The organism is Solilutibacter silvestris (assembly GCF_002895945.1).
GTDB classification, from domain to species: domain Bacteria; phylum Pseudomonadota; class Gammaproteobacteria; order Xanthomonadales; family Xanthomonadaceae; genus Solilutibacter; species Solilutibacter silvestris.
The window spans coordinates 390,818-410,593 of sequence record NZ_NPZB01000002.1 but is presented as its reverse complement, the minus strand read 5'-3'; the positions used below and the strand labels follow the sequence as shown (position 1 = coordinate 410,593).

The 19,776-nt window shown below is 64.5% G+C and carries 19 protein-coding genes; 13 read left to right on the top strand and 6 right to left on the bottom strand.

Annotated features, from left to right (window positions below):
* Positions 1-636: an endonuclease III gene (nth, locus tag Lysil_RS09525; protein WP_205756946.1), complete on the top strand. Its 636-nt coding sequence runs from the start codon at positions 1-3 to the stop codon at positions 634-636.
* 81 nt (positions 637-717) lie between these two features.
* Here the strand turns inward: nth and Lysil_RS09520 are convergent, their stop codons facing one another.
* Positions 718-2,112: a porin gene (locus Lysil_RS09520; protein ID WP_165782457.1), complete on the bottom strand. Its 1,395-nt coding sequence runs from the start codon at positions 2,110-2,112 to the stop codon at positions 718-720.
* 275 nt (positions 2,113-2,387) lie between these two features.
* Between Lysil_RS09520 and pstS (Lysil_RS09515) the strand changes: the two genes are divergently transcribed.
* The 6 genes from pstS (Lysil_RS09515) (at position 2,388) to phoU (ending at position 8,099) form a co-directional block, all read left to right on the top strand.
* On the top strand, positions 2,388-3,404 hold the full coding sequence (pstS, locus tag Lysil_RS09515; protein WP_205756928.1) for a phosphate ABC transporter substrate-binding protein PstS: 1,017 nt from the start codon (positions 2,388-2,390) through the stop codon (positions 3,402-3,404).
* 145 nt (positions 3,405-3,549) lie between these two features.
* Entirely contained in the window at positions 3,550-4,626 is a 1,077-nt protein-coding gene (gene pstS, locus Lysil_RS09510; RefSeq protein ID WP_103075365.1) for a phosphate ABC transporter substrate-binding protein PstS, read from the top strand.
* A gap of 6 nt (positions 4,627-4,632) precedes the next feature.
* Entirely contained in the window at positions 4,633-5,604 is a 972-nt protein-coding gene (gene pstC / locus Lysil_RS09505) for a phosphate ABC transporter permease subunit PstC (RefSeq protein WP_103075364.1), read from the top strand.
* Complete coding sequence (gene pstA / locus Lysil_RS09500; RefSeq protein ID WP_103075363.1) at positions 5,604-6,491, top strand: phosphate ABC transporter permease PstA; 888 nt, start codon at positions 5,604-5,606, stop codon at positions 6,489-6,491. Before pstC ends, pstA begins: the two co-directional genes overlap by 1 nt.
* Positions 6,484-7,344, top strand: coding sequence for a phosphate ABC transporter ATP-binding protein PstB (gene pstB / locus Lysil_RS09495; RefSeq protein WP_425477160.1), 861 nt, complete (start codon positions 6,484-6,486; stop codon positions 7,342-7,344). Before pstA ends, pstB begins: the two co-directional genes overlap by 8 nt.
* 44 nt (positions 7,345-7,388) lie before the next feature.
* Entirely contained in the window at positions 7,389-8,099 is a 711-nt protein-coding gene (gene phoU / locus Lysil_RS09490; protein ID WP_103075361.1) for a phosphate signaling complex protein PhoU, read from the top strand.
* A 3-nt stretch (positions 8,100-8,102) separates the two neighbouring features.
* Here phoU and Lysil_RS09485 read toward each other — a convergent pair whose 3' ends face one another.
* Complete coding sequence (locus Lysil_RS09485) at positions 8,103-9,476, bottom strand: MBL fold metallo-hydrolase RNA specificity domain-containing protein (RefSeq protein WP_103075360.1); 1,374 nt, start codon at positions 9,474-9,476, stop codon at positions 8,103-8,105.
* Between the two features lie 157 nt (positions 9,477-9,633).
* Between Lysil_RS09485 and Lysil_RS09480 the strand changes: the two genes are divergently transcribed.
* Entirely contained in the window at positions 9,634-11,679 is a 2,046-nt protein-coding gene (locus tag Lysil_RS09480) for a M13 family metallopeptidase (protein ID WP_103075359.1), read from the top strand.
* A 119-nt stretch (positions 11,680-11,798) separates the two neighbouring features.
* Positions 11,799-13,805, top strand: a complete 2,007-nt coding sequence (locus tag Lysil_RS09475; RefSeq protein WP_103075358.1) for a M13-type metalloendopeptidase — start codon at positions 11,799-11,801, stop codon at positions 13,803-13,805.
* A 12-nt stretch (positions 13,806-13,817) separates the two neighbouring features.
* Here the strand turns inward: Lysil_RS09475 and Lysil_RS09470 are convergent, their stop codons facing one another.
* Positions 13,818-14,456, bottom strand: coding sequence for a rhomboid family intramembrane serine protease (locus tag Lysil_RS09470; RefSeq protein WP_103075357.1), 639 nt, complete (start codon positions 14,454-14,456; stop codon positions 13,818-13,820).
* Between the two features lie 57 nt (positions 14,457-14,513).
* Between Lysil_RS09470 and Lysil_RS09465 the strand changes: the two genes are divergently transcribed.
* A complete protein-coding gene (locus Lysil_RS09465) occupies positions 14,514-15,125 on the top strand; it encodes a 2OG-Fe(II) oxygenase (protein ID WP_103075356.1) in 612 nt (203 codons plus the stop codon).
* A gap of 4 nt (positions 15,126-15,129) precedes the next feature.
* Here the strand turns inward: Lysil_RS09465 and Lysil_RS09460 are convergent, their stop codons facing one another.
* Positions 15,130-15,456, bottom strand: a complete 327-nt coding sequence (locus Lysil_RS09460) for an MGMT family protein (RefSeq protein ID WP_103075355.1) — start codon at positions 15,454-15,456, stop codon at positions 15,130-15,132.
* A gap of 142 nt (positions 15,457-15,598) precedes the next feature.
* Between Lysil_RS09460 and Lysil_RS09455 the strand changes: the two genes are divergently transcribed.
* Entirely contained in the window at positions 15,599-16,906 is a 1,308-nt protein-coding gene (locus Lysil_RS09455; RefSeq protein ID WP_103075354.1) for a hemolysin family protein, read from the top strand.
* On the top strand, positions 16,899-17,543 hold the full coding sequence (locus Lysil_RS09450) for an exopolysaccharide biosynthesis protein (RefSeq protein WP_165782456.1): 645 nt from the start codon (positions 16,899-16,901) through the stop codon (positions 17,541-17,543). Before Lysil_RS09455 ends, Lysil_RS09450 begins: the two co-directional genes overlap by 8 nt.
* 3 nt (positions 17,544-17,546) lie before the next feature.
* Here Lysil_RS09450 and Lysil_RS09445 read toward each other — a convergent pair whose 3' ends face one another.
* Entirely contained in the window at positions 17,547-18,347 is an 801-nt protein-coding gene (locus tag Lysil_RS09445) for an RNA methyltransferase (RefSeq protein ID WP_103075352.1), read from the bottom strand.
* 75 nt (positions 18,348-18,422) lie between these two features.
* Here Lysil_RS09445 and Lysil_RS09440 point away from each other — a divergent pair, with 75 nt between their 5' ends.
* Positions 18,423-19,250, top strand: a complete 828-nt coding sequence (locus tag Lysil_RS09440; protein ID WP_103075351.1) for an inositol monophosphatase family protein — start codon at positions 18,423-18,425, stop codon at positions 19,248-19,250.
* Between the two features lie 36 nt (positions 19,251-19,286).
* Here Lysil_RS09440 and Lysil_RS09435 read toward each other — a convergent pair whose 3' ends face one another.
* A complete protein-coding gene (locus Lysil_RS09435; protein WP_129588422.1) occupies positions 19,287-19,772 on the bottom strand; it encodes a hypothetical protein in 486 nt (161 codons plus the stop codon).
* Positions 19,773-19,776: the final 4 nt, after the last annotated feature.

The following is a 19,776-nucleotide window of genomic DNA, read 5'->3' as shown; positions in this document are numbered from 1 at the left end:
ATGACCCGTGCCGAAATCCGCGAGGCGTTCGAACGCTGGCGGCAACTCGATCCCGAACCGAAGACCGAACTGATCTACCAGTCGCCCTACCAGTTGCTGGTGGCGGTGGTGTTGTCGGCGCAGAGCACCGATGTCGGCGTCAACAAGGCGACGCGCACGCTGTTCAAGGTCGCGCCGACGCCGAAGAAAATGGTCGCGCTGGGCGTGGATGGGGTGAAATCGCACATCGCCACGCTCGGCCTCTACAACGCCAAGGCGGCGAACGTGGTCGCGCTGTCGCAGCAACTGATCGATCTGCACGGCGGCGAAGTGCCGCACGATCGCGCGGCATTGGAAGCGCTGCCCGGCGTCGGCCGCAAGACCGCCAACGTGGTGATGAACGTGGTCTTCGGCGAACCGACGATGGCGGTGGATACCCACATCTTCCGCGTCGGCAATCGCACCGGGATGGCGCCGGGAAAGACGCCGCGCGCGGTCGAGGACGGACTGCTGAAGCGCGTGCCGGAAGAATTCATGGCGCATGCGCACCACTGGCTGATCCTGCACGGTCGCTATGTATGCGTGGCGCGGACGCCGAAGTGCCCGCAGTGCGCGATCCGCGATCTGTGCAAGTTCAAGGACAAGACGGCGGGTTGAAGCCTTGAGCACGTGCTGGCTGCGCCCCAAAGAAAACGGCGGCACGTGGCCGCCGTTTCACTTGCTTGTTGCGTCAATCGCTTACCACTTGACCTCGGTCCAGAGACCGAATTCGTCGGCCTTGGCATTGGTCTTGGAGTTGTCCTTGACGTCTTCGTGCTTGTACACGGCTGCCACCTTGACGCCCTTGGTCAGCGCGTAATCGAGACCAATGTTGTAGTACTTGTCCTTCAGCGCCGGGTCCAGCCAGCGGCTGACGTCAGCCTGGTCATAGCGACCGAACAGCGACATCTTGTCGGTGAAGTTGACGTTGCCGAACATCGCCCAGCCGCGGGCGCGGTCGCCGACGTAGGGCTTGAGGTTGGTCGGCGTCGCCGGTGCGTAGACCGGCAGGCCATAACCACCCACCGCAGACGGCGGCGCGGCGGTGCCAAGCAGTACGCGATTCCAGTTGTTGGCCTGGAAGTACTCACCGCCGACATGGAACCACTTGTTGCCGTAGCCGATCATGCCGTCGATGCGGTTGGCACTGTGTTCGGTCGGGGTGTTGGTCGGATAGGCTTCCTTGCCGAGCTTGCCGTGATAGCCGCCCACCGACAGGTTCAGGCCTTCGATCGGCGTCACGCCGACGCGGGCTTCGACATCGACGCCCTTGCTGCGGGTCGGGTTCTTGTAGCCGCCACCGTTCACCACGGACGCGGCGTAGTTGAACATGCCATTGCTGCCGAGGTTGCCCAGCACGTGCAGGCCCCAGTCAGCCGAGTTGCCGACCTTCATGCGATCGACCAGCGAGTTTTCGACATAGCGATACGGATGCTGCGAGTCTGCATAGCCGATCCACGGCATGTCGGCCGAGCCCAGGCGCACGATGAAGGCATCGCTGTACTTGCCCTGCAGATAGGCTTTCTTGATGAACAGTTCGGTCGAATTGATGGCAGTGCCGTTGATCGTGCCGAGGTACTGGAAGTCGGTAGTGATGTTGGCCGAATAGGTATCGTTGAACTTGTGGTTGATGCCGATGTAGGCGCGCTTGACGTCGAAGCCGATGCCATTGTTGGCCGCCTTCTTGACGCCGTTGTCCTTGATGGTCAGGTTGGACATGTCGGCGAAGATGACGCCGGTGATGCTGGTGTCGTTGACCAGCTTCTCCAGCTTGTCGGTCTTGGCCGTGCTCTTGGCGACGTCGTCGTTGGTCTTGGCTTGCTGCGTGTTGACTTCGGATTGCGCGTCGGTGCGCTCCTCGAGGTTCGCCAGCTTTTCCTGCACGGCGGCGAGCTGTGCTTTCAGCGCATCGATTTCGGCGCGCTCGGAAGAAGCGGCCGGCGCGGCGGTTTCGGTGGCGACCGGCGCTGCCTTCTTCTTCGCGACATGGCGCTTGGTCGAATGCTTCGTGCGCGGATCGGGATCGGCGTGGGCCGCGGTGGCCGCGCCGAAGAGACTGACGGCGATCATCGCCGCGAGCAGATTGGTACGCATGGACAGCTTCCTCATGGGGAGATTGGCGAATGGCGGGCGCCGTGGCGGAGTGCCTGCCGGCGGGTGGTGTTAAGAATCCGTCAGTCTTGTGACAAATTTGCGACAAAAATGCAATTGATGGTTTTTCATGTCGTCATGAGCAAAACCTGCACACGTTGTCACGCTGTCACGCAATGGAAATATTTGAGTCGCGCGGCTGTCATCTTTTCAACATGAAATCGTCCCGACGGTTCCGACCGCCCACTCATCCAGATCCAAACCCAAGGGAGCATCCCGTGAAGTTCACCCCGCAACTCCGCCTGGCCGCCGGCCTGGCCATCGCCGCCTGCGCTGTCTCCGCGCACGCCACCGACGTCACCGGCGCCGGTTCCAGTTTCGTCTACCCCGTGTTGTCGAAGTGGTCGGCCGCCTACGCGCAGTCCACCGGCAACAAGGTCAACTACCAGTCGATCGGCTCCGGCGGCGGCATCGCCCAGATCAAGGCCGCCACCGTCGATTTCGGCGCCTCCGACAAGCCGCTGAGCGCTGCCGAGCTGCGCCAGTTCGGTTTCGTCCAGTTCCCGGTCGTGGTCGGCGGCATCGTGCCGGTCGTGCACATTCCGGGCATCAAGGCCGGCGCAATGAAGCTCGACGGCGACGTGCTGGCCGACATCTTCATGGGCAAGATCACCATGTGGAACGATCCGGCGATCGTCGCGCTCAACGGCGGCCTCGCTCTGCCCGACATGAAGATCACCGTCGTCCACCGTTCCGATGGTTCGGGCACTTCGTTCAACTTCACCAACTACCTGTCGAAGGTCAGCGCGGACTGGAAGGGCAAGGTCGGCGAAGGCACCACCGTCAACTGGCCGACCGGCATCGGCGGCAAGGGCAACGAAGGCGTGTCCGCCTACGTGAAGCAGGTCAACGGCGGCATCGGCTATGTCGAATACGCCTACGCGCTGCAGAACAAGCTGTCCTTCACCCGCATGAAGAACGCCGCCGGCAACTGGGTGCAGCCGCGCGCGGCGACCTTCTCGGCCGCCGCCGACACCGCCGACTGGTCGTCGGCACCGGACTTCAACGTGATCATGACGAATGCCAAGGGTGGCGAAGCGTGGCCGATCACCGCGACGACCTGGGTGATCATGTACAAGAAGGCCAAGCGCGCCGCGCCGTCGAAGACCGCGATCGATTTCTTCAAGTGGTCGCTGGAAAGCGGCCAGGCGCAGGCCGAATCGCTGGCCTACGTGCCGCTGCCGGAAGGCCTGGTCAAGAAGATCGAGGCGTACTGGGCGCAGAACATCAAGTAAGAGCTCTTTCGGTCGCTTGAAGCAGAAGCGCGGGCCGCAGGGCTCGCGCTTTTTGCTTTCTGCATGACAGCCGCCTGACCGCAGTCACTTCATTGTCACAAAGTCGCGGTTTCATAATGGGGATTCGACCCCAGCGGAGATTCCGATGCGCCCTGCCCTGCGCCTGACCATCCTGGCCGCCGCCCTCGTGGCCGTGGCTGCCTGCAAGCCCGATTCCACCGGCACCGCGTCGTCCGCCGCAGGCGGCAGCCAGCCGGATTCGGCCGCCAAGGTCCAGGCCGGTGTCACCGGCGCAGGCGCCAGCTTCGTCTACCCGCTGATGTCGAAGTGGGCCGCCGATTACGCCAAGGCCAACGGCAACCGCATCAACTACCAGTCGATCGGTTCCGGCGGCGGCATCGCCCAGATCAAGGCGGGCACGGTGGCGTTCGGTTCTTCCGACAAGCCGCTGTCCCCCGATGAACTCGCGGCCTCCGGTCTCGGCCAGTTTCCCGATGCCATCGGCGGCGTGGTGCCGGTGGTCAATCTCGACGGCGTCGATGCCGGCAAGCTCAAGCTGACCGGCGCGCTGCTGGGCGACATCTTCCTCGGCAAGATCACGATGTGGAACGATCCGGCGATTGCCAAGGTCAACGAAGGCGTGGCGCTGCCGGCGACCAAGATCAACCTGGTGCATCGTTCCGATGGTTCCGGCACCACCTTCAACTTCACCAACTATCTCTCCAAGGTCAACGCCGAGTGGAAGAGCAAGATCGGCGAAGGCACCACCGTCAACTGGGCGGGCGGCATCGGCGGCAAGGGCAATGAAGGCGTCTCCGCCTACGTGAAGCAATTGAAGGGATCGCTCGGCTACGTCGAACTGTCCTATGCACTGCAGAACAAGATGGCGCATGTGCAGTTGCAGAACGCCGCCGGCAACTGGGTGCAGCCGAGCGCGGAATCGTTCGCCGCCGCCGCGACCAGCGCCGACTGGAAGAATGCGAAAGACTTCAACCTGGTGATCACCAATGCGTCCGGCGCGCAGGCGTGGCCGATCACCGCGACCAACTTCATCCTGATGCAGAAAACGCCGAAGAATCCGGCTGATCGCAAGGCCGCGATCGATTTCTTCAAGTGGGCCTTCGAGCACGGCCAGGACCAGGCCAAGGCGCTCGACTACGTGCCGCTGCCGCCGGAACTGGTGCAGCAGATCGAAGCCTACTGGGCCGAGAATTTCAAGTAAGCGCGAATGAACTCGACCGCCATCAGCAGCCCGGCCACGCCGGGCAACAGGGACGTCAAGGACGCCCGCAACGACAAGCTGTTCCGCTGGCTGCTGACGGCCATGGCGGTCTTCGTGCTGCTGACGCTGGCGGGCGCCGCGCTGTCGATGTTGTGGGGCGGACGCAGCATCCTGCTGACGCACGGGCTTGAATTTTTCACCACCACGGCGTGGGATCCGCCGGCCGGCAAGTTCGGCGCGCTGGTGCCGATCTACGGCACCGTCGTCACCGCCATCATCGCGATGCTGATCGCGGTGCCGGTGAGTTTCGGCATCGCTTTCTTCCTCACCGAAGTCGCGCCGCGCAAGTTGCGCACGCCGATCGGCCTCGCCATCGAACTGCTCGCGGGCATTCCCTCGATCATCTACGGCATGTGGGGCTTCTTCGTGCTGATGCCGGTGATGCGCGACACCTTCATCCCGTGGATGACCGAACACATGGGCAACTGGCCGGTGGTCGGCGCGTTGTTCCAGGGCCCGCCGATCGGCGCCGGCATGCTGACCGCAGGCTTCGTACTGTCGATCATGGTGGTGCCGTTCATCGCCTCGGTGATGCGCGACGTTTTCCTCACCGTGCCGCAGCGCCTGAAGGAATCGGCCTATGCGCTCGGTTCCACCAAATGGGAAGTGACCTGGGACATCGTGCTGCCCTACACCCGTTCGGCGGTGATCGGCGGCGTCTTCCTCGGCCTTGGCCGTGCCCTGGGCGAAACCATGGCGGTCGCCTTCGTGATCGGCAACAGCGTCAACTTCACCAAGTCATTGCTGGAACCGTCGACCACGATTGCCGCACTGATCGCCAACAACTTCGGCGAAGCCGGTGAAGAGGAACGCGGCGCGCTGTTGCTGCTCGGCTTCGTGCTGTTCATCGTCACCTTCGTGGTGCTGGCGCTGGCGCGCTTGATGCTGGCCCAATTGGCGCGCCGGGAGGGCAACTGATGTCCGCCACGATGACCGCGCAGGAACGCGCGAGCCAGTCGCTGTACCGCCGCCGCTCCATCATCAACGCGATATCGGTCGCGCTGGCCTGCATCACCGCGATCTTCGGCCTGGTGTTCCTCGCCTGGATCCTGTGGACGCTGGTCAAGAACGGCATCCCGGGGCTGTCGTTGCACCTGTTCACCCAGGACCAGCCGCCACCGGGCGAAACCAGCGGCGGCCTGCGCAACGCCTTCGTCGGCAGCCTGATCATGTGCGGAATGGCAGTACTGATCGGCACGCCGATCGGGATCGCCGCCGGTACCTGGTTGGCGGAATATGGCGACCACACCAAACTCGGCACCGCGGTGCGCTTCGTCAACGACATTTTGATGTCGGCGCCGTCGATCGTGCTCGGCCTGTTCGTCTATGCGATGTATGTGCTGCAGACCGGCGGCCAGTTCTCGGCGGTCGCGGGTGCGATTGCCCTCGCCTTCATCGTGCTGCCGGTGGTCGTGCGCACCACCGACGAAATGTTGCGTCTTGTCCCGACGCAGATGCGCGAAGCCGCGCTGTCGCTGGGCGTGCCGCAGTGGAAGGTGATCATGCAGGTATTGTATCGCTCGGCGCGTGCCGGCATCGTCACCGGCATCCTGCTCTCGATCGCGCGCATCTCCGGCGAAACCGCGCCACTGTTGTTCACCGCGCTCGGCAACGATTTCTTCACCCTCGACATCTTCCATCCGATGTCGGGCGTGCCGCAGGTGATGTACAAGTTCGCTGGCGCACCGGACGACAACTGGCAACATCTCGCCTGGGCGGGTGCGCTGGTGGTGACGCTGCTGGTGCTGGCGATCAGCCTCGCCGCCCGCACTTTCCTGTTCCGCAAGCACGTTTCCAATGACTGACTTGAGCCCCGCCTCAAACATGAATGGTCCCGACATGAACGACGCAAGGCCCACCATCAAGCCAGTCGTGGCGAACGCGACGCAGCAGCTTCCGGCCGCCGCGCCGAAACTCGCCGCGCGCGACCTCGATTTCTACTACGGAAAATTCCACGCGCTGAAGCACATCACGCTGGACATTCCGGAAAAGCGCGTGACCGCGCTGATCGGCCCATCAGGCTGCGGCAAATCGACACTGCTGCGCATCTTCAACCGCATCTACGCGCTGTACCCGGGCATGGAAGCGAAGGGCGAAGCGCTGCTGGACGGAGAGAACATCCTCGATCCGAAGTATTCGATGAACCGCCTGCGCAGCAAGGTCGGCATGGTCTTCCAGAAGCCGGTGCCGTTCCCGATGACGATTTACGACAACGTCGCCTATGGCATTCGTCACCACGAAAAGTTGTCGAAGTCGGAGATGAACGATCGCGTCGAACTGGCGTTGCGCCAGGGCGCGCTGTGGGACGAGGTGAAGGATAAGCTCGGGCAGAACGCACTCGGCCTGTCGGGTGGCCAGCAGCAGCGTCTGTGCATCGCGCGCGCGGTGGCGTTGCGTCCGGAAGTGCTGTTGCTCGATGAACCAACCTCGGCGCTCGATCCGATCTCGACCAGTCGCATCGAACAGCTGATCGAAGAGTTGAAGCAGGAATACACCATCGCCATCGTCACCCACAACATGCAGCAGGCGGCGCGCGTTTCCGACTACACCGCCTTCATGTACCTCGGCGACCTGATCGAACACGACACCACCTCGACGATCTTCAGCGCGCCGACGCAGAAGCAGACCGAGGACTACATCACCGGCCGCTTTGGATAAGCAATTCGGCCAAGCAACCCGGCGATCACGAGAGAAGAATCGACATGGCCAGCGAACACGAACAGCACATCCTGAAGAGCATCGACGCCGAACAGCAGCGCCTTGAGGGCGAGTTGCTCGACATGGGCGAGATGGCGGTGGCGCAACTGGAAGCCGCGCTCGACGTGATCGATCGCCGCGACGACCGCGCCGCCGCGCGCATCATCGCCAACGACGAAGCCATCGACGCACTCGAGGACGAAATCAGCCACGACGTGATGAAACTGGCGACCGGCGGCCCGCTGGCGCGCGACCTGCGCATCATCCTCACCGCGCTGCGCACCGCGTCGGACATCGAGCGCGTCGGCGACTATGCCGCCAACCTCGCCAAGCGTTCGATGGCGCTGAACAAGACGCCGCCGCTGCCATTGACGCATGTCACCGGGCTTACTTCGCTCGGGCGGCTGGCGGCGCGACAGATGCGCGACGTGCTGCGCGCCTACCGCGACAACGACATCGAACTGGCGCAGCAGGTGCGCGACAACGATGCCGAACTCGACCTGCGCTACACCAGCCTGTTCCGCGAACTTCTCACCTACATGATGGAAGACCCGCGCAACATCACGCCGTGCACGCACCTGTTGTTCATGGCCAAGAACCTCGAACGCATCGGCGACCACGCCACCAACATCGCCGAGAACATCTGGTTCCGCGTGCAGGGGCAGAATCCGTTGCCGCCACGCATCAAGCGCGACGATTCCAATACGGTGGGTTGACCGCTACACCTCGACGCTCACGCCCGGACGCGCCAAGCGCGCGTCGATGCCGAAGCGTTCCTTGATCTCGCCGGCCAGCGCCTCGCGCGCGGGGTCCTCGCCATGCAGCAAGGCGACCTGCGGCGACGGCTTGAACCCGCCGTACCACTCCAGCAAACCGCTGCGATCCATGTGCGCGGACAATCCACCGACGGTGTGCATCTGCGCGTTGACCGCGATGTCCTGGCCGTGGATGCGCACCCGTTTCGCGCCATCCACCAACCTGCGCCCGAGCGTGCCCTGCGCCTGGTAGCCGACGAACACCACATGCACTTCAGGGCGATCGAGGCCGTGCTTGAAGTGATGGAGGATGCGGCCACCGCTGGCCATGCCGTTGCCGGCGATGATGATCGCGCCGTGGGTGATGCGGTTGATCGCCATCGATTCGTCGACCGATTCGGTGACGTGCAGGTTGGGCAGGCGGAACGGATTGGGCGTGCCCTTCCACGCGTCCTGCGCCTCGGCATCGAACAGTTCGTGGTGATGGTCGTAGACCTGCACCACCTTCGCCGCCATCGGGCTGTCGAGGAAAATCTGCCAGCGCGACATCTGCCATTCGTCCCAATGTCGCGCGAAAAAGTACAGCAGTTCCTGGCTGCGCCCGACCGCGAATGCGGGGATCAGCACGTTGCCGCCATCCTTCCATGCCGCATCGAGGATGTTGCCGAGCTCGCGGATGGTCTCGGCGCGATCCTTGTGGTCGCGATCGCCATAGGTGCTTTCCATCAGCAGGAGATCGGCGGTTCCGGGGTTTTCGGCATCGCGGAGGATCGGCGTGCCCTTCGGCCCGAGATCGCCGGAGAACACCAGCTTGCGTCCATCGGCGAACACTTCGACGATGCACGAGCCGAGGATGTGTCCGGCATCGAGCAGGTTGATCTCGATCCCCGGCAGGATTTCCGTGCGTTGGTGGTAGTCGAGCGTGCGCAACAGCGGCAAGGTCTTCTGCACGTCATCGCGGGTATAGAGCGGCACCGTTTCCGCTTCGCCATCGCGACGGTGGCGATTGCTGCGCTCGGAATCGCTTTCCTGCAGTGAGGCCGCGTCCATCAGCATGATCGGCATCAGCTCGGCCGTAGCGGCCTGGGCGAAGATTGGTCCGCGATAGCCACGCGCGACCAGCAGCGGCAGGCGTCCGATATGGTCGATGTGGGCGTGGCTGATCACCACCGCATCGATCGTGGCGACATCGAAGTTGAACGGCGCGACGTTGAGCGCCTCCTCGGCGTCGGAGCCCTGGATCATTCCGCAGTCCAGCAGCAGGCGCTTGCCCGCCGCCTCGACCACATGCAGCGACCCGGTGACCCGGCCGGCGGCCCCATCGAAGCGGACGTCCATCTACCCTCTCCCGTTGTTTCGGCCGGCTGACGCTAGCACGCCGGCAATACCCGCGGCGTGACCCAGCGCCCGCACCCATGACTTTCCACACCCTTCCAGCCATGACTTCCAGCCTATAGTCGGGAGTTCGACTCCACTGCCAACGACGGCCCACCGCATGAATCGCATCCGACCGGCTTCAACCAAGTTCAGCCTGCTTGCCCTCGCCCTGCTGCCGTCCTTGGCGCTGGCACAATCCGCGGCGCCGGTCTACGACGTCAACGATCTCGACAGCTCCGTCTCCGCCTGCCAGGACTTCAACGCCTACGCCAACGGCAAGTGGGTCAAGGCCAATCCGATCCCGGCCGACAAGACCAGCTGGGGCGCGTTCAACGCCTTGCGCGAGCAGAGCCTCAACGCCCAGCACGACATCCTCAACAAGGCCGCCGCCGGCGCCGACGAGGCCAAGGCCGGATCGATCGACCAGAAGGTCGGCTGGCTGTACCGCAGCGGCATGGACAACTCCGCGATCGAGAAGGCCGGTTATTCGCCGATCAAGCCCGACCTCGCCGCCATCGCCAAACTGAAGAAGCCGGAAGAGATCGCGGCATGGCTGGGCAAGGCCGCCGCGCAAGGCACGGGCCATGTCTTCGGCTTCGGTTCCGGCTCCGACTTCAAGAACGCCAGCAACCAGATCGCCTTCGCCGGACAGGGCGGCCTCGGCCTGCCGACGCCGGATTACTACACCAAGGATGAGTACGCCGCGCTGCGCACCGCCTATCGCGACCACCTGGCCAAGCTGTTCACGATGACCGGCACCAAGGCCGCCGATGCCACAAAGCGCGCCGACAACGTGCTCGCCTTCGAGACGCGCCTGGCCAAGGCGTCGCTGTCGCGCGTGGAATTGCGCGATCCCAAGAACCAGTACAACTTCGTCACCCTCGCCGAAGCCGACCACATCACCCCGCACTTCAAGTGGGAAGCGTTCTTCAAGGCCATCGACGTCAAGCCTGGCAAGGGCTTCTCGCTGTCGCAGCCGAAGTTCTTCGCCGAATTCGACAAGATGCTGGCCGACGTTCCCGCTGCGCAATGGCGCGACTACCTAGCCGCGCACGCCATCGACAGCGCATCGCCGTCGTTGTCGACCGCGTTCCAGAACGAACGCTTCGACTTCTACGGCAAGACGCTCAACGGCCAGCCGGAACAGGAAGTGCGCTGGAAGCGCGTGGTGGGTTCCGTCAACGGCGCGATGGGTGAAGGTCTCGGCCAGCTCTACGTCAAGGACTATTTCCCGGCCGAATCCAAGGCGCGCGCCCAAGTGCTGGTCGACAACGTCCGCAACGCGCTGAAGTCGCGCATCGAACACCTCGACTGGATGAGTGACGCCACCAAGGCCAAGGCGATCGCCAAGTGGTCGACCTTCCTGCCCAAGATCGGTTATCCCGACCATTGGCGCAGCTGGGACGGCCTGAAGGTCAGCCCGAATGATTTCTTCGCCAACGTGCGTGCCGCCCGCGCCTTCAACCAGCGCTGGGAACTCGACCACATCGGCAAGAAGACCGATCGCCTCGAATGGGGAATGACGCCGCAGACGGTCAACGCCTATTACAACCCCACCGACAACACCATCAACTTCCCCGCCGCCATCCTGCAGCCGCCGTTCTTCTACGCCAATGGCGACGATGCCATCAATTACGGCGGCATCGGCGCGGTGATCGGCCACGAGGCTGGCCACGGTTTCGACGACCAGGGCAGCCAGTTCGACGGCGCCGGCAACAACGCCAACTGGTGGACGCCGGAAGACCGCAAGCGTTTCGAGGAACGCACCGCCCTGCTCGGCGCGCAGTTCGACGCCTACGCGCCGATTCCGTCGATGCCCGACAAGCACGTCAACGGCAAGCTGACGATGGGCGAGAACATCGGCGATCTCGGTGGCCTCAATTTCGCCTACACCGCGATGCAGACGGCCGCCGCCGGCAAGCCCGACCCGATGATCGATGGCCTGACGCGCGACCAGCGCTTCTTCCTCAGCTGGGCCCGCGTCTGGCGTGGCAACATCCGCGACAAGGCGCAACTGGTGCTGCTCAACAGCGACCCGCATGCACCGACGAAGTTCCGCGCGATCGCGGCGCCCAGCAACATGCCGGCGTTCGCCCAGGCCTTCCAGTGCAAGGACGGCGACGCCATGGTGCGTTCCGGCGACAAACGCGTGCAGATCTGGTAATTGCACGCGCTGGCAATACCGCACGAGGCCCGGGATCACCGGGCCTCGTCGTTTCCGGGTCAGGAAGCAACCGGCCGCGATTGCTAGACTTGGCGGATTGCCACAGGAATCCTGCCACGATGACCCGACGCCCACTCGTCCTTGCCCTCGCCGCCCTGCTTGCCACCACGCCATTCGGCGCGATGGCCGCCAAGAAGAAGGCAGCACCAAAGAAGGCCAAGGCCGAACCCGTGGCCGCGGAATGCGCGGACTACTACGACGTCGTCAACAAGTCGTGGCTGGCCACCAACCCGATGCCGGCCAACAACGTCACGCTCAGCGCCCTCGGCCAGCTCGATGCGCGTGCGGTGCAGCAGCAGCGCGACCTGCTCGACGCGGCGATGAGCGGCCCGCAGAACAACGTGCAGAAGCTGCTTGGCGATTTCTGGGCCAGCGGCCTCGATGAAGCCGCGGTGGAAGCCGATGGCTCGAAGCCGATCGCGCCACTGCTCGCGCGCATCGACGGCATCCGCCGCTCCGGCGATGTCGCCGCGTCGATCGCCGCGTTGCACCAGGTCGGCATCCCGGTGGCCTTCAACTTCGCCGCCGACGTCGATCTCGACGATCTCAATCGCCACATCGGCTACTTCAGCCAGGGCGGCCTCGGTCTCGGCGATCCCGCGTTCTACACGCGCCAGGACGCCGACATCAACGCGATCATGATCCGCTATCGCAAATACGTCGAAAACATCCTCACCCTCACCGGCAGCCAGCCCGACAAGCTGGCGCAGGATCTCGACATGGTGATCGGTCTGGAAACGCGGCTCGCCCAGCTGTCGCGCCCGTTCAAGGCCAATCCCGATCCGCGCTCCGACTTCAACGCGGTGCCGGTGGCATCGCTGGCCGCCTATCGCAACCTGCAGCTCGGCGATTTCCTCAAGGCACAGGGCGTGAACGACGATCGCGTATCGATGGTCGATCCCAACTATTTCACCCAGCTCGATTTGCTGGTGAAATCAGTGCCGGCCAGCCAGTGGAAAACCTATCTGCGCTACCAGGTCGGCAACGCGATGGCGCCGTATCTCTCGCGCGGTTTCCGCGATGCCGAACAACAGTTCCGCGGCGTGGTCTTCCGCAATGAAAGCGCCGCGCCGCCGCGCTGGCAGCAGGTGCTGGACGCGATCAATACCGCCGCCGGCCCGATGCTCGGCCACGAATACACCGCGCGCTATCTGCCCGCTGCGACCAAACAGCGCGCCGAGGCGATCGCGCAGGAAGTGCGCCAGGCGCTGGACGCCGATGTCCAGGCATCGACGTGGATGAGTGCGACCGCCAAGGCGGAAGCGCAGGCCAAGATGGCCGCGATGAAGATCGAGATCGGCGCGCCGGCGCGCGACCTCGACTACACCATCCAGCCGATGGGGCGCGGCAGCTTCGGCAGCAACATGCTGATCGCAGCGACTTGGCGCCATGCCCAGGAAATGAAGCGCATCGGCAAGGGCAACGCCGATCGTCGCTGGAGCGTGCTGCCGCAATCACCGGCGCTCGGTTACGACCCGGCGCAGAACCGCATCATCATCACCGCCGCGATGTTGCAGTCGCCGGTGCTCGACATGGCGCAAGCGAACGGCGCGCTTTATGGCAGTTTCGGCGCACTGACCGCGCGTGCAATGGTGCGTGCAGTCGATGCGCATGGCCAGATGGTCGACGCCAAGGGCGCGTTCCGCGACTGGTGGACGCCTGCCGACACCGCCGCCTGGAATGATCGCCTCGCGCGCATCGGCAGCCAGGCCAACGGCTGGGCCTACCCCGGCCTGACCGGCAGGATGGTGAACGGTCAACTGGTACGCGACCAGAGCCTGCTCGATTTCGCCGGGCTCGATGCCGCCTGGCGCGCGTTGGGCAAGGGCCAGCCGGTTGTCGCGGCCGATGCCGGCGCGTTCTTCTCCGGTTGGGCGCGCTTGTGGCCGCAGCAGGCCAGCATGCAGGCCGCAGCGATCGATCAGGCCAGCAGCCCGTATGCGCCGGGCAAGTGGCGCGTCAACGGCCCGCTCGCGGCGATGCCGGAATTCGCGCACGCCTTCAGCTGCAAGACCGGGCAACCGATGGCGCTGGCACCCGCCGCCATCGTCCATCCCTGGCACTGAGCTTCGGGGCGGCTACATCACCCTGCGCAGTTGCGGCGGCTTGCGGTCGCCGCGACCGAAGGGGGGCTGCCCGCGCCAGTAACGCAGGATCAGCCAGCCGGTGAGCATGCCGCCGAGATGGGCGAAATGCGCGACGCCGGGCATGAATCCGGTCATGCCCGAGAACAGCGACAGCGCGCCGATCAGGAACACGCCGACCCGCGCCGGGATGAAGAACGGGATCGGGAAGATCATCAACTTCTGGTTCGGGAACAGCATGCCGTAGGCCAGGATCAGGCCGAGCACGCCGCCCGAGGCACCCACCGTCGGGTAGGCCGGCGTGCCTTCGTGTGTCATCCAGGCACCGACCGCGAGCTGGCACAGGCCAGCCCCGATCACGCAGGCGAGATAGAAGAAGGTGAAGCGGCGGGTGCGCCAGGTGTATTCCAGCGGCGCGCCGAACATCACCAGCGCCAGCATGTTGAAGAACAGGTGCATCCAGCCGCCATGAAGGAAGCCGTAGGTCAGCAATTGCCAGGGTATGAATCCCTCGCCCAGCGGCCACAGCGCGAAAGGCGCGAAGCCGGCATCGTGGAGCAGCCATTGCGCCAGGAAGATCACCACATTGGCGATGGCGATGGTCTTGGTGGCAGGCGGCAGGTTGTTGAACATGGGGGCTCCGTGGCTACGCATGGATATGATACGGGGGTCGCCGAAAACAACGTCAACATGCAGACCGCCATCGCCCGTTCCGGTCCCGATTCGGTCGCCATCGCCGATGCCCTGTGCGGCAGTGGTGCCTGCATCATCGACGGCCTGTTCGCCGACCTCGCGGACGATCTCGCCGCAGAATCACGGCTGCTGCAACAACGCGGGGCGATGCAGGCCGCGCGCGTCGGTCGCGGATCATCGCAACAGGAAAACCTGCAGCTGCGTGGCGACAGCGCACTGTGGCTGGATGATCCCGCCTGCATCGCCGGGCGACAGCTGTTGCATCGCCTCGAAAGACTGGCGGAAGGGTTGCGCGAATCGCTGCGCTTGCCGATCCGCTCGGTGGAGGCGCATTACGCGCACTATCCGGCCGGCGCGTCCTATGCACGGCATCGCGACCGCTTTCGCGACAGCGGATCGCGACTGCTGTCGTGGGTCGGCTATCTCAATCCGGATTGGCGCGTTGATGATGGCGGACAACTGCGCATCCATTTCGAGGATGGAGCATCCGGTGATGTGCTGCCGACGCTCGGCACATCGGTGTGTTTCCTCAGCGAGCTCGAACACGAAGTGCTGCCGGCGCGGCTTGATCGTTACAGTGTCGCGGCGTGGTTCCGGCGGGACGAATAAGGTTTCATTTCGGCCCCCACAACGCCTCGTCCTCGCTGCGAACCGCACGCGCACCACGGACGCGACCGGATTCCACTGTCACGCCTTCGGCCTTGAGCCGGCGACTCTGTTCGACATAGCCCTTCGATCGCGCGGGAAACGCGATGCGCCCGTCGCTGCGCAACACGCGATGCCACGGCAACGCGGCGTCATCGTTCTCCGACAGGATTCGCGCCACCAGTCGCGCACGCCCGGGCAAACCGGCAAGGCGCGCCACTTCGCCATAGCCGCGCACCTGTCCGCGCGGAATCACGCGAATCGCGGCAAGGATGGCGGCGCGGGCATCGTCCATCGCCACAGGATACCGGTGCCCGCGGTGCCACGGGCGCGCCACGGACGCCCTGCTAAGATGCCGACGAGATGACTATCGCGACTCCTGCCGAACCTCCGACGCGCAGCGCGCGCATTCCCCGCTCGACGCAGGGCCTGCCGCGATGCTGAATCTGCTCATCGTCGCGGTGCTGATCCTGTTCAACGCCTTCTTCGCGATGTCCGAAATCGCGGTGGTGACATCGCGCAAGAGCCGCCTGAAAGCGCTGGCCGTGCACCACACCGGCGCGGCCAAGGCGCTGGAACTGGCCGAGGCGCCTGATTCCTTCCTCTCCGCCGTGCAGCTGTGGATCTCCCTGCTGAGCCTGATGGTCGGCTACTTCGGCGGCGAGACCATGGGCGCACAAATCGCGGTGCCCTTCCATGACATCCCGCTTTTGGCGCCTTACGCCGGCAGAATTGGTTTTGTGCTCGGCTTCATCACCACGCTGTTCGTGTTCGGCCTGCTGGGCGAACTTGTGCCGAAACGCGTCGCCACCATCGCGCCGGAACGCATCGCTTCAGTGGTGGCGTGGCCGATGGTGATCTTCGCGCGCATCGCCATGCCGCTGGTGTGGCTTCTGTCGGTGTGCACCCGCGGCATCATTCGCCTGCTGGGACTGGCCAATGTCGACGAACAGTCCATCACCGAAGAGGAAATCCAGATCCTGGTGAGCGAAGGCCACGAACAGGGCGTGATCGACGACGACGAACGCAACATGATGACGCGGGTGATGCGCCTCGGCGATCGCAGCGCCGAGAGCCTGATGACGCCACGCACGCGCATCGTCTGGCTGGATACCGAAGCCAGCACCCGTGACAACATCGCATTGATGCGCGAGGAAGCGTTCTCGCGTTATCCAGTCTATCGCGGCAACGACGCCGATGTGGTCGGCACGCTGGAAGTGAAATCGCTGCTCGACAACATCGGCGATGCCACGCCGTCGCTGTTCTCCAAGTTGCGTGAAACATTGTTCGTCAGCGAATCCACCCATGCGATGAAACTGCTGGAGATCTTCCGCGAGGAACAGCAATCGTTGGCCTTGGTGGTGGACGAATACGGCGATGTCACCGGGTTGGTCACCATCAGCGACGTGATGGGCGCGATCACCGGACGTCTGCAATCGGCCGAACACGCCGACGACGAACCGCTGGTGGTGACGCGCGAGGATGGATCGTTGCTGGTCGATGGCAGCCTGCCGGTGGACGAACTGCGCGAACTCACCGCAAGCGCGCGCCTGCCGCACGAAGACGATCTCGATTACCACACCGCCGCCGGCATGTTGATCGCGCACTTCGGGCGCATCCCCCACGTCGGCGAATATTTCGACTGGAACGGCTGGCGTTTCGAAGTGATGGATCTCGATGGCCCGCGCATCGACAAGCTGCTGGTGCAACGCGTCGTGGAGCCGGCGGAATCGCGCGGTGAATGATCCGCGACACGAAGATCGCAGCACCCGCGCCTTGTTGCAGGCGCTGGCGGATGGCGACTCCGGCGACACCCTGACCCTGCGCGGCATCCTCGACGATTTCGACGAACGCGGCTTCGGCATGCTGCTGCTGATCGCCACCCTGCCCGCCTTCATCCCGATCCCGGTCGGCGGCGCCATCAGCGGCCCACTGGTGATGTTCCTCGGCGCGCAATTGCTGTTTGGCCGCAAGGACGTGTGGCTGCCGAATCGCATCGCCAACTGGGGCCCGCGTCGCGAGGCGTTCGCGCGTTTCGCCGCACGGATGTCGCCATGGCTGGGGCGGCTCGAACATCTGATCAAGCCGCGCATCGCGCTGCTGTTCGATCATCCATTGACGATGGCGCTCAGTGGCATCCTGTTGGTGATCACCGGTGCGCTGCTGGCGTTGCCGATCCCCGCCACCAACTACGTCTTTGGCGGCATCCTGCTGATGTTCGCGCTGGCGTTGCTGGAACAAGATGGCGTGTTGCTGATCATCGCGTGGATCGTGGCGATCGTGGTGGCGACGATCATCGGCCTGCTCTCCGGCCATCTTCTCGCCAATATCGGCACGTGGCTGGAATCGTTGCAGGGATGGTGGAACGCCCGCATCGCCTGATCGTCACTTTCCCGATGCGATGCGCGCCATCCGTTGCGCATCCGCGAGCACGCCGCGCAACAGGCGCACATCGCGCGTGCTGAGGTCGACGCGCAGGAAGATCCGCCGCAATTTTCGCATTGCCGATTCCGGCGCACGGCCCTTGTGGAAGTCGATCGCTTCCAGCGTTTCATCCAACTGGGCGAAGAATCCTTCCAGTTCGGCATGCGCGGCGGGCAGATCGCGCGGATCGCCGCCGGCCTCATCCTGCACGTCCACCGCGACCTGATCGTCTTCCAGCAACGCTTCGCGCACGGCGTAGCTCAACACCTGCACCGCCGCCGCCAGGTTGAGCGAGCTGAATTCCGGATCGGAAGGAATGTGCACCGCGGCGTGGCACAGCTGCAGTTCCTCGTTGGTCAGCCCGGTGCGTTCGCGTCCGAACACCAGCGCCACCTCACCGCCCGCCCTGGCACCTGCCAAGGCGCGGGAGGCTGCGACGCGCGGCGGCAGCTCCTCCAGCGCGATCCTGCGGCTGCGTGCAGTGCAACCCAATACCAGGGCGCAATCGGCCACGGCGTCGGCCAGGGTGGCGTGGACCGGCGCATCGAGCACCAATCCCTCGGCCCCGGCAGCCATCGCCACGGTGTCGTGATCCAGCGCTTTCTCCGGTGCCACCAGCACCATCCGGGTCAGGCCCATCGTCCGCATCGCGCGCGCGGCGGAACCCAGATTGCCGGGATGCTGGGTGCCGACCAGCACGATGCGAATGCGGTCGCTGGCGCGTCCTGCGGGTTCTTCGGCGATTCCTGCGGCGTTTCTCATGGGTGAATGTTAAACTGCGCCCCCGGCCACATGCGCCGGCCCGTTCTTTCCCATTCCAGCCGAGGCACTCCCGCGATGCAAAAACCCGCGGTCACCATCATGGTCAAGGCGGCACGTGCCGCTGGCAACATCCTGTTGCGCAACATCAATCGGCTGGAATCGATCAACGTGGTCGAGAAGGCACGCCTGGACTACGCCAGCGACGTCGATCGCGATGCCGAGGACGCAGCCATCCGCGAATTGCGTCGCGCCATGCCGGAAGTGGGCGTGCTCGGCGAGGAATCCGGCCAGAAGGGCAACACCCGCTTGACGTGGGTCATCGATCCGCTCGACGGCACCAGCAACTACATTCGCGGCTTGCCCCACTACTGCGTCTCGATCGCGCTGGTGGAGCACGGCGAACCGACCCACGGCGTGATCTACGACCCGATCCGCAATGAACTGTTCACCGCGAGCAAGGGCAGCGGCGCGCTGTTGAATGGCTCGCGTATTCGCGTCTCCGAGCGTCGCGAGCTGGATGGCGCGGTGATCGCCACCGGTTTCGCCCCGCGCGAACGCGAACGCATCGGCCCGCAACTGCGCTGCACGGAACTGCTGCTGACCGAGCATGGCGCCGAAGACATCCGCCGCGCCGGATCGGCCGCGCTCGATCTCGCCTACGTCGCCTGTGGCCGCGTCGATGGCTACTTCGAAGCCGGCGTGAAGCCGTGGGACATCGCCGCCGGCATGCTGCTGGTGCGTGAAGCCGGTGGTCGCGTGATCGCCGCCGATGGTGGCCAGACCGGCCCGGTGGACTCGCGCGGCATCGATCCGCGACTGGTGATCGCCGGCAACCTCAAGCTCAGCGATGTGTTGCAGAAGGCCGTGGTGAGCTCCGGCTACGCCGCCAGCTTCCGTCGCTGAAGAGCCACATGGGCCGCATGACGCCGCCCGGCACCATCAATTCACTTCGAGCTGCTTGTTGCGCAGCAAGCTGCGGTACTGCGCGGTGCCCTTGACGGCTGCGAACGCGTTTTCGACCTCGTCGCGATCGGCCGTTTCCAGCTTGCGCGACAGGCAGGCGCGCACGAAGGCACCATTGTCGCCGTACTTGTCGATGCCCCAGCGCGTGCCGCTGGTGTGGCCCGGCCAGAACGCATGCCAGGAATAACTGGTGTCGCCGCCGCGTTCGAGCGTCTTCAGCATCACGCCGACCACGCCCGAAGCGTTGCGTGCGGTCATCAGATCGCGCGTGCTGGCCGCTTCGGGCAGCGTCGCCTTCACTTCGTCCAGCCATTCGCTGGCGGCGGCTTGTGCCTTGGCCCAGGTGCCGAATTCGACCAGCGAGAAGTTGCGGGAATGCAACACGCCATCGCGACGGATGCGCGCCATGATGCAGCCGGACGCGGTGTTGCGGGTGAGATTACGGGGGAGGAGTTTGCGCATCGTA

What these genes read in the sequence shown, in the direction of transcription:
- pstS (WP_103075365.1), top strand. Translation starts at nt 3,550, where the DNA reads ATGCGCCCTGCCCTGCGCCTGACCATCCTGGCCGCCGCCCTCGTGGCC.
- pstA (WP_103075363.1), top strand. Translation starts at nt 5,604, where the DNA reads ATGTCCGCCACGATGACCGCGCAGGAACGCGCGAGCCAGTCGCTGTAC.
- Lysil_RS09455 (WP_103075354.1), top strand. Translation starts at nt 15,599, where the DNA reads ATGCTGAATCTGCTCATCGTCGCGGTGCTGATCCTGTTCAACGCCTTC.
- Lysil_RS09485 (WP_103075360.1), bottom strand. Translation starts at nt 9,476, where the DNA reads ATGGACGTCCGCTTCGATGGGGCCGCCGGCCGGGTCACCGGGTCGCTG.
- phoU (WP_103075361.1), top strand. Translation starts at nt 7,389, where the DNA reads ATGGCCAGCGAACACGAACAGCACATCCTGAAGAGCATCGACGCCGAA.
- Lysil_RS09435 (WP_129588422.1), bottom strand. Translation starts at nt 19,772, where the DNA reads ATGCGCAAACTCCTCCCCCGTAATCTCACCCGCAACACCGCGTCCGGC.
- Lysil_RS09440 (WP_103075351.1), top strand. Translation starts at nt 18,423, where the DNA reads ATGCAAAAACCCGCGGTCACCATCATGGTCAAGGCGGCACGTGCCGCT.
- Lysil_RS09480 (WP_103075359.1), top strand. Translation starts at nt 9,634, where the DNA reads ATGAATCGCATCCGACCGGCTTCAACCAAGTTCAGCCTGCTTGCCCTC.
- Lysil_RS09470 (WP_103075357.1), bottom strand. Translation starts at nt 14,456, where the DNA reads ATGTTCAACAACCTGCCGCCTGCCACCAAGACCATCGCCATCGCCAAT.
- Lysil_RS09475 (WP_103075358.1), top strand. Translation starts at nt 11,799, where the DNA reads ATGACCCGACGCCCACTCGTCCTTGCCCTCGCCGCCCTGCTTGCCACC.
- pstC (WP_103075364.1), top strand. Translation starts at nt 4,633, where the DNA reads ATGAACTCGACCGCCATCAGCAGCCCGGCCACGCCGGGCAACAGGGAC.
- pstB (WP_425477160.1), top strand. Translation starts at nt 6,484, where the DNA reads ATGACTGACTTGAGCCCCGCCTCAAACATGAATGGTCCCGACATGAAC.
- Lysil_RS09465 (WP_103075356.1), top strand. Translation starts at nt 14,514, where the DNA reads ATGCAGACCGCCATCGCCCGTTCCGGTCCCGATTCGGTCGCCATCGCC.
- nth (WP_205756946.1), top strand. Translation starts at nt 1, where the DNA reads ATGACCCGTGCCGAAATCCGCGAGGCGTTCGAACGCTGGCGGCAACTC.
- Lysil_RS09520 (WP_165782457.1), bottom strand. Translation starts at nt 2,112, where the DNA reads ATGCGTACCAATCTGCTCGCGGCGATGATCGCCGTCAGTCTCTTCGGC.
- Lysil_RS09460 (WP_103075355.1), bottom strand. Translation starts at nt 15,456, where the DNA reads ATGGACGATGCCCGCGCCGCCATCCTTGCCGCGATTCGCGTGATTCCG.
- Lysil_RS09445 (WP_103075352.1), bottom strand. Translation starts at nt 18,347, where the DNA reads ATGAGAAACGCCGCAGGAATCGCCGAAGAACCCGCAGGACGCGCCAGC.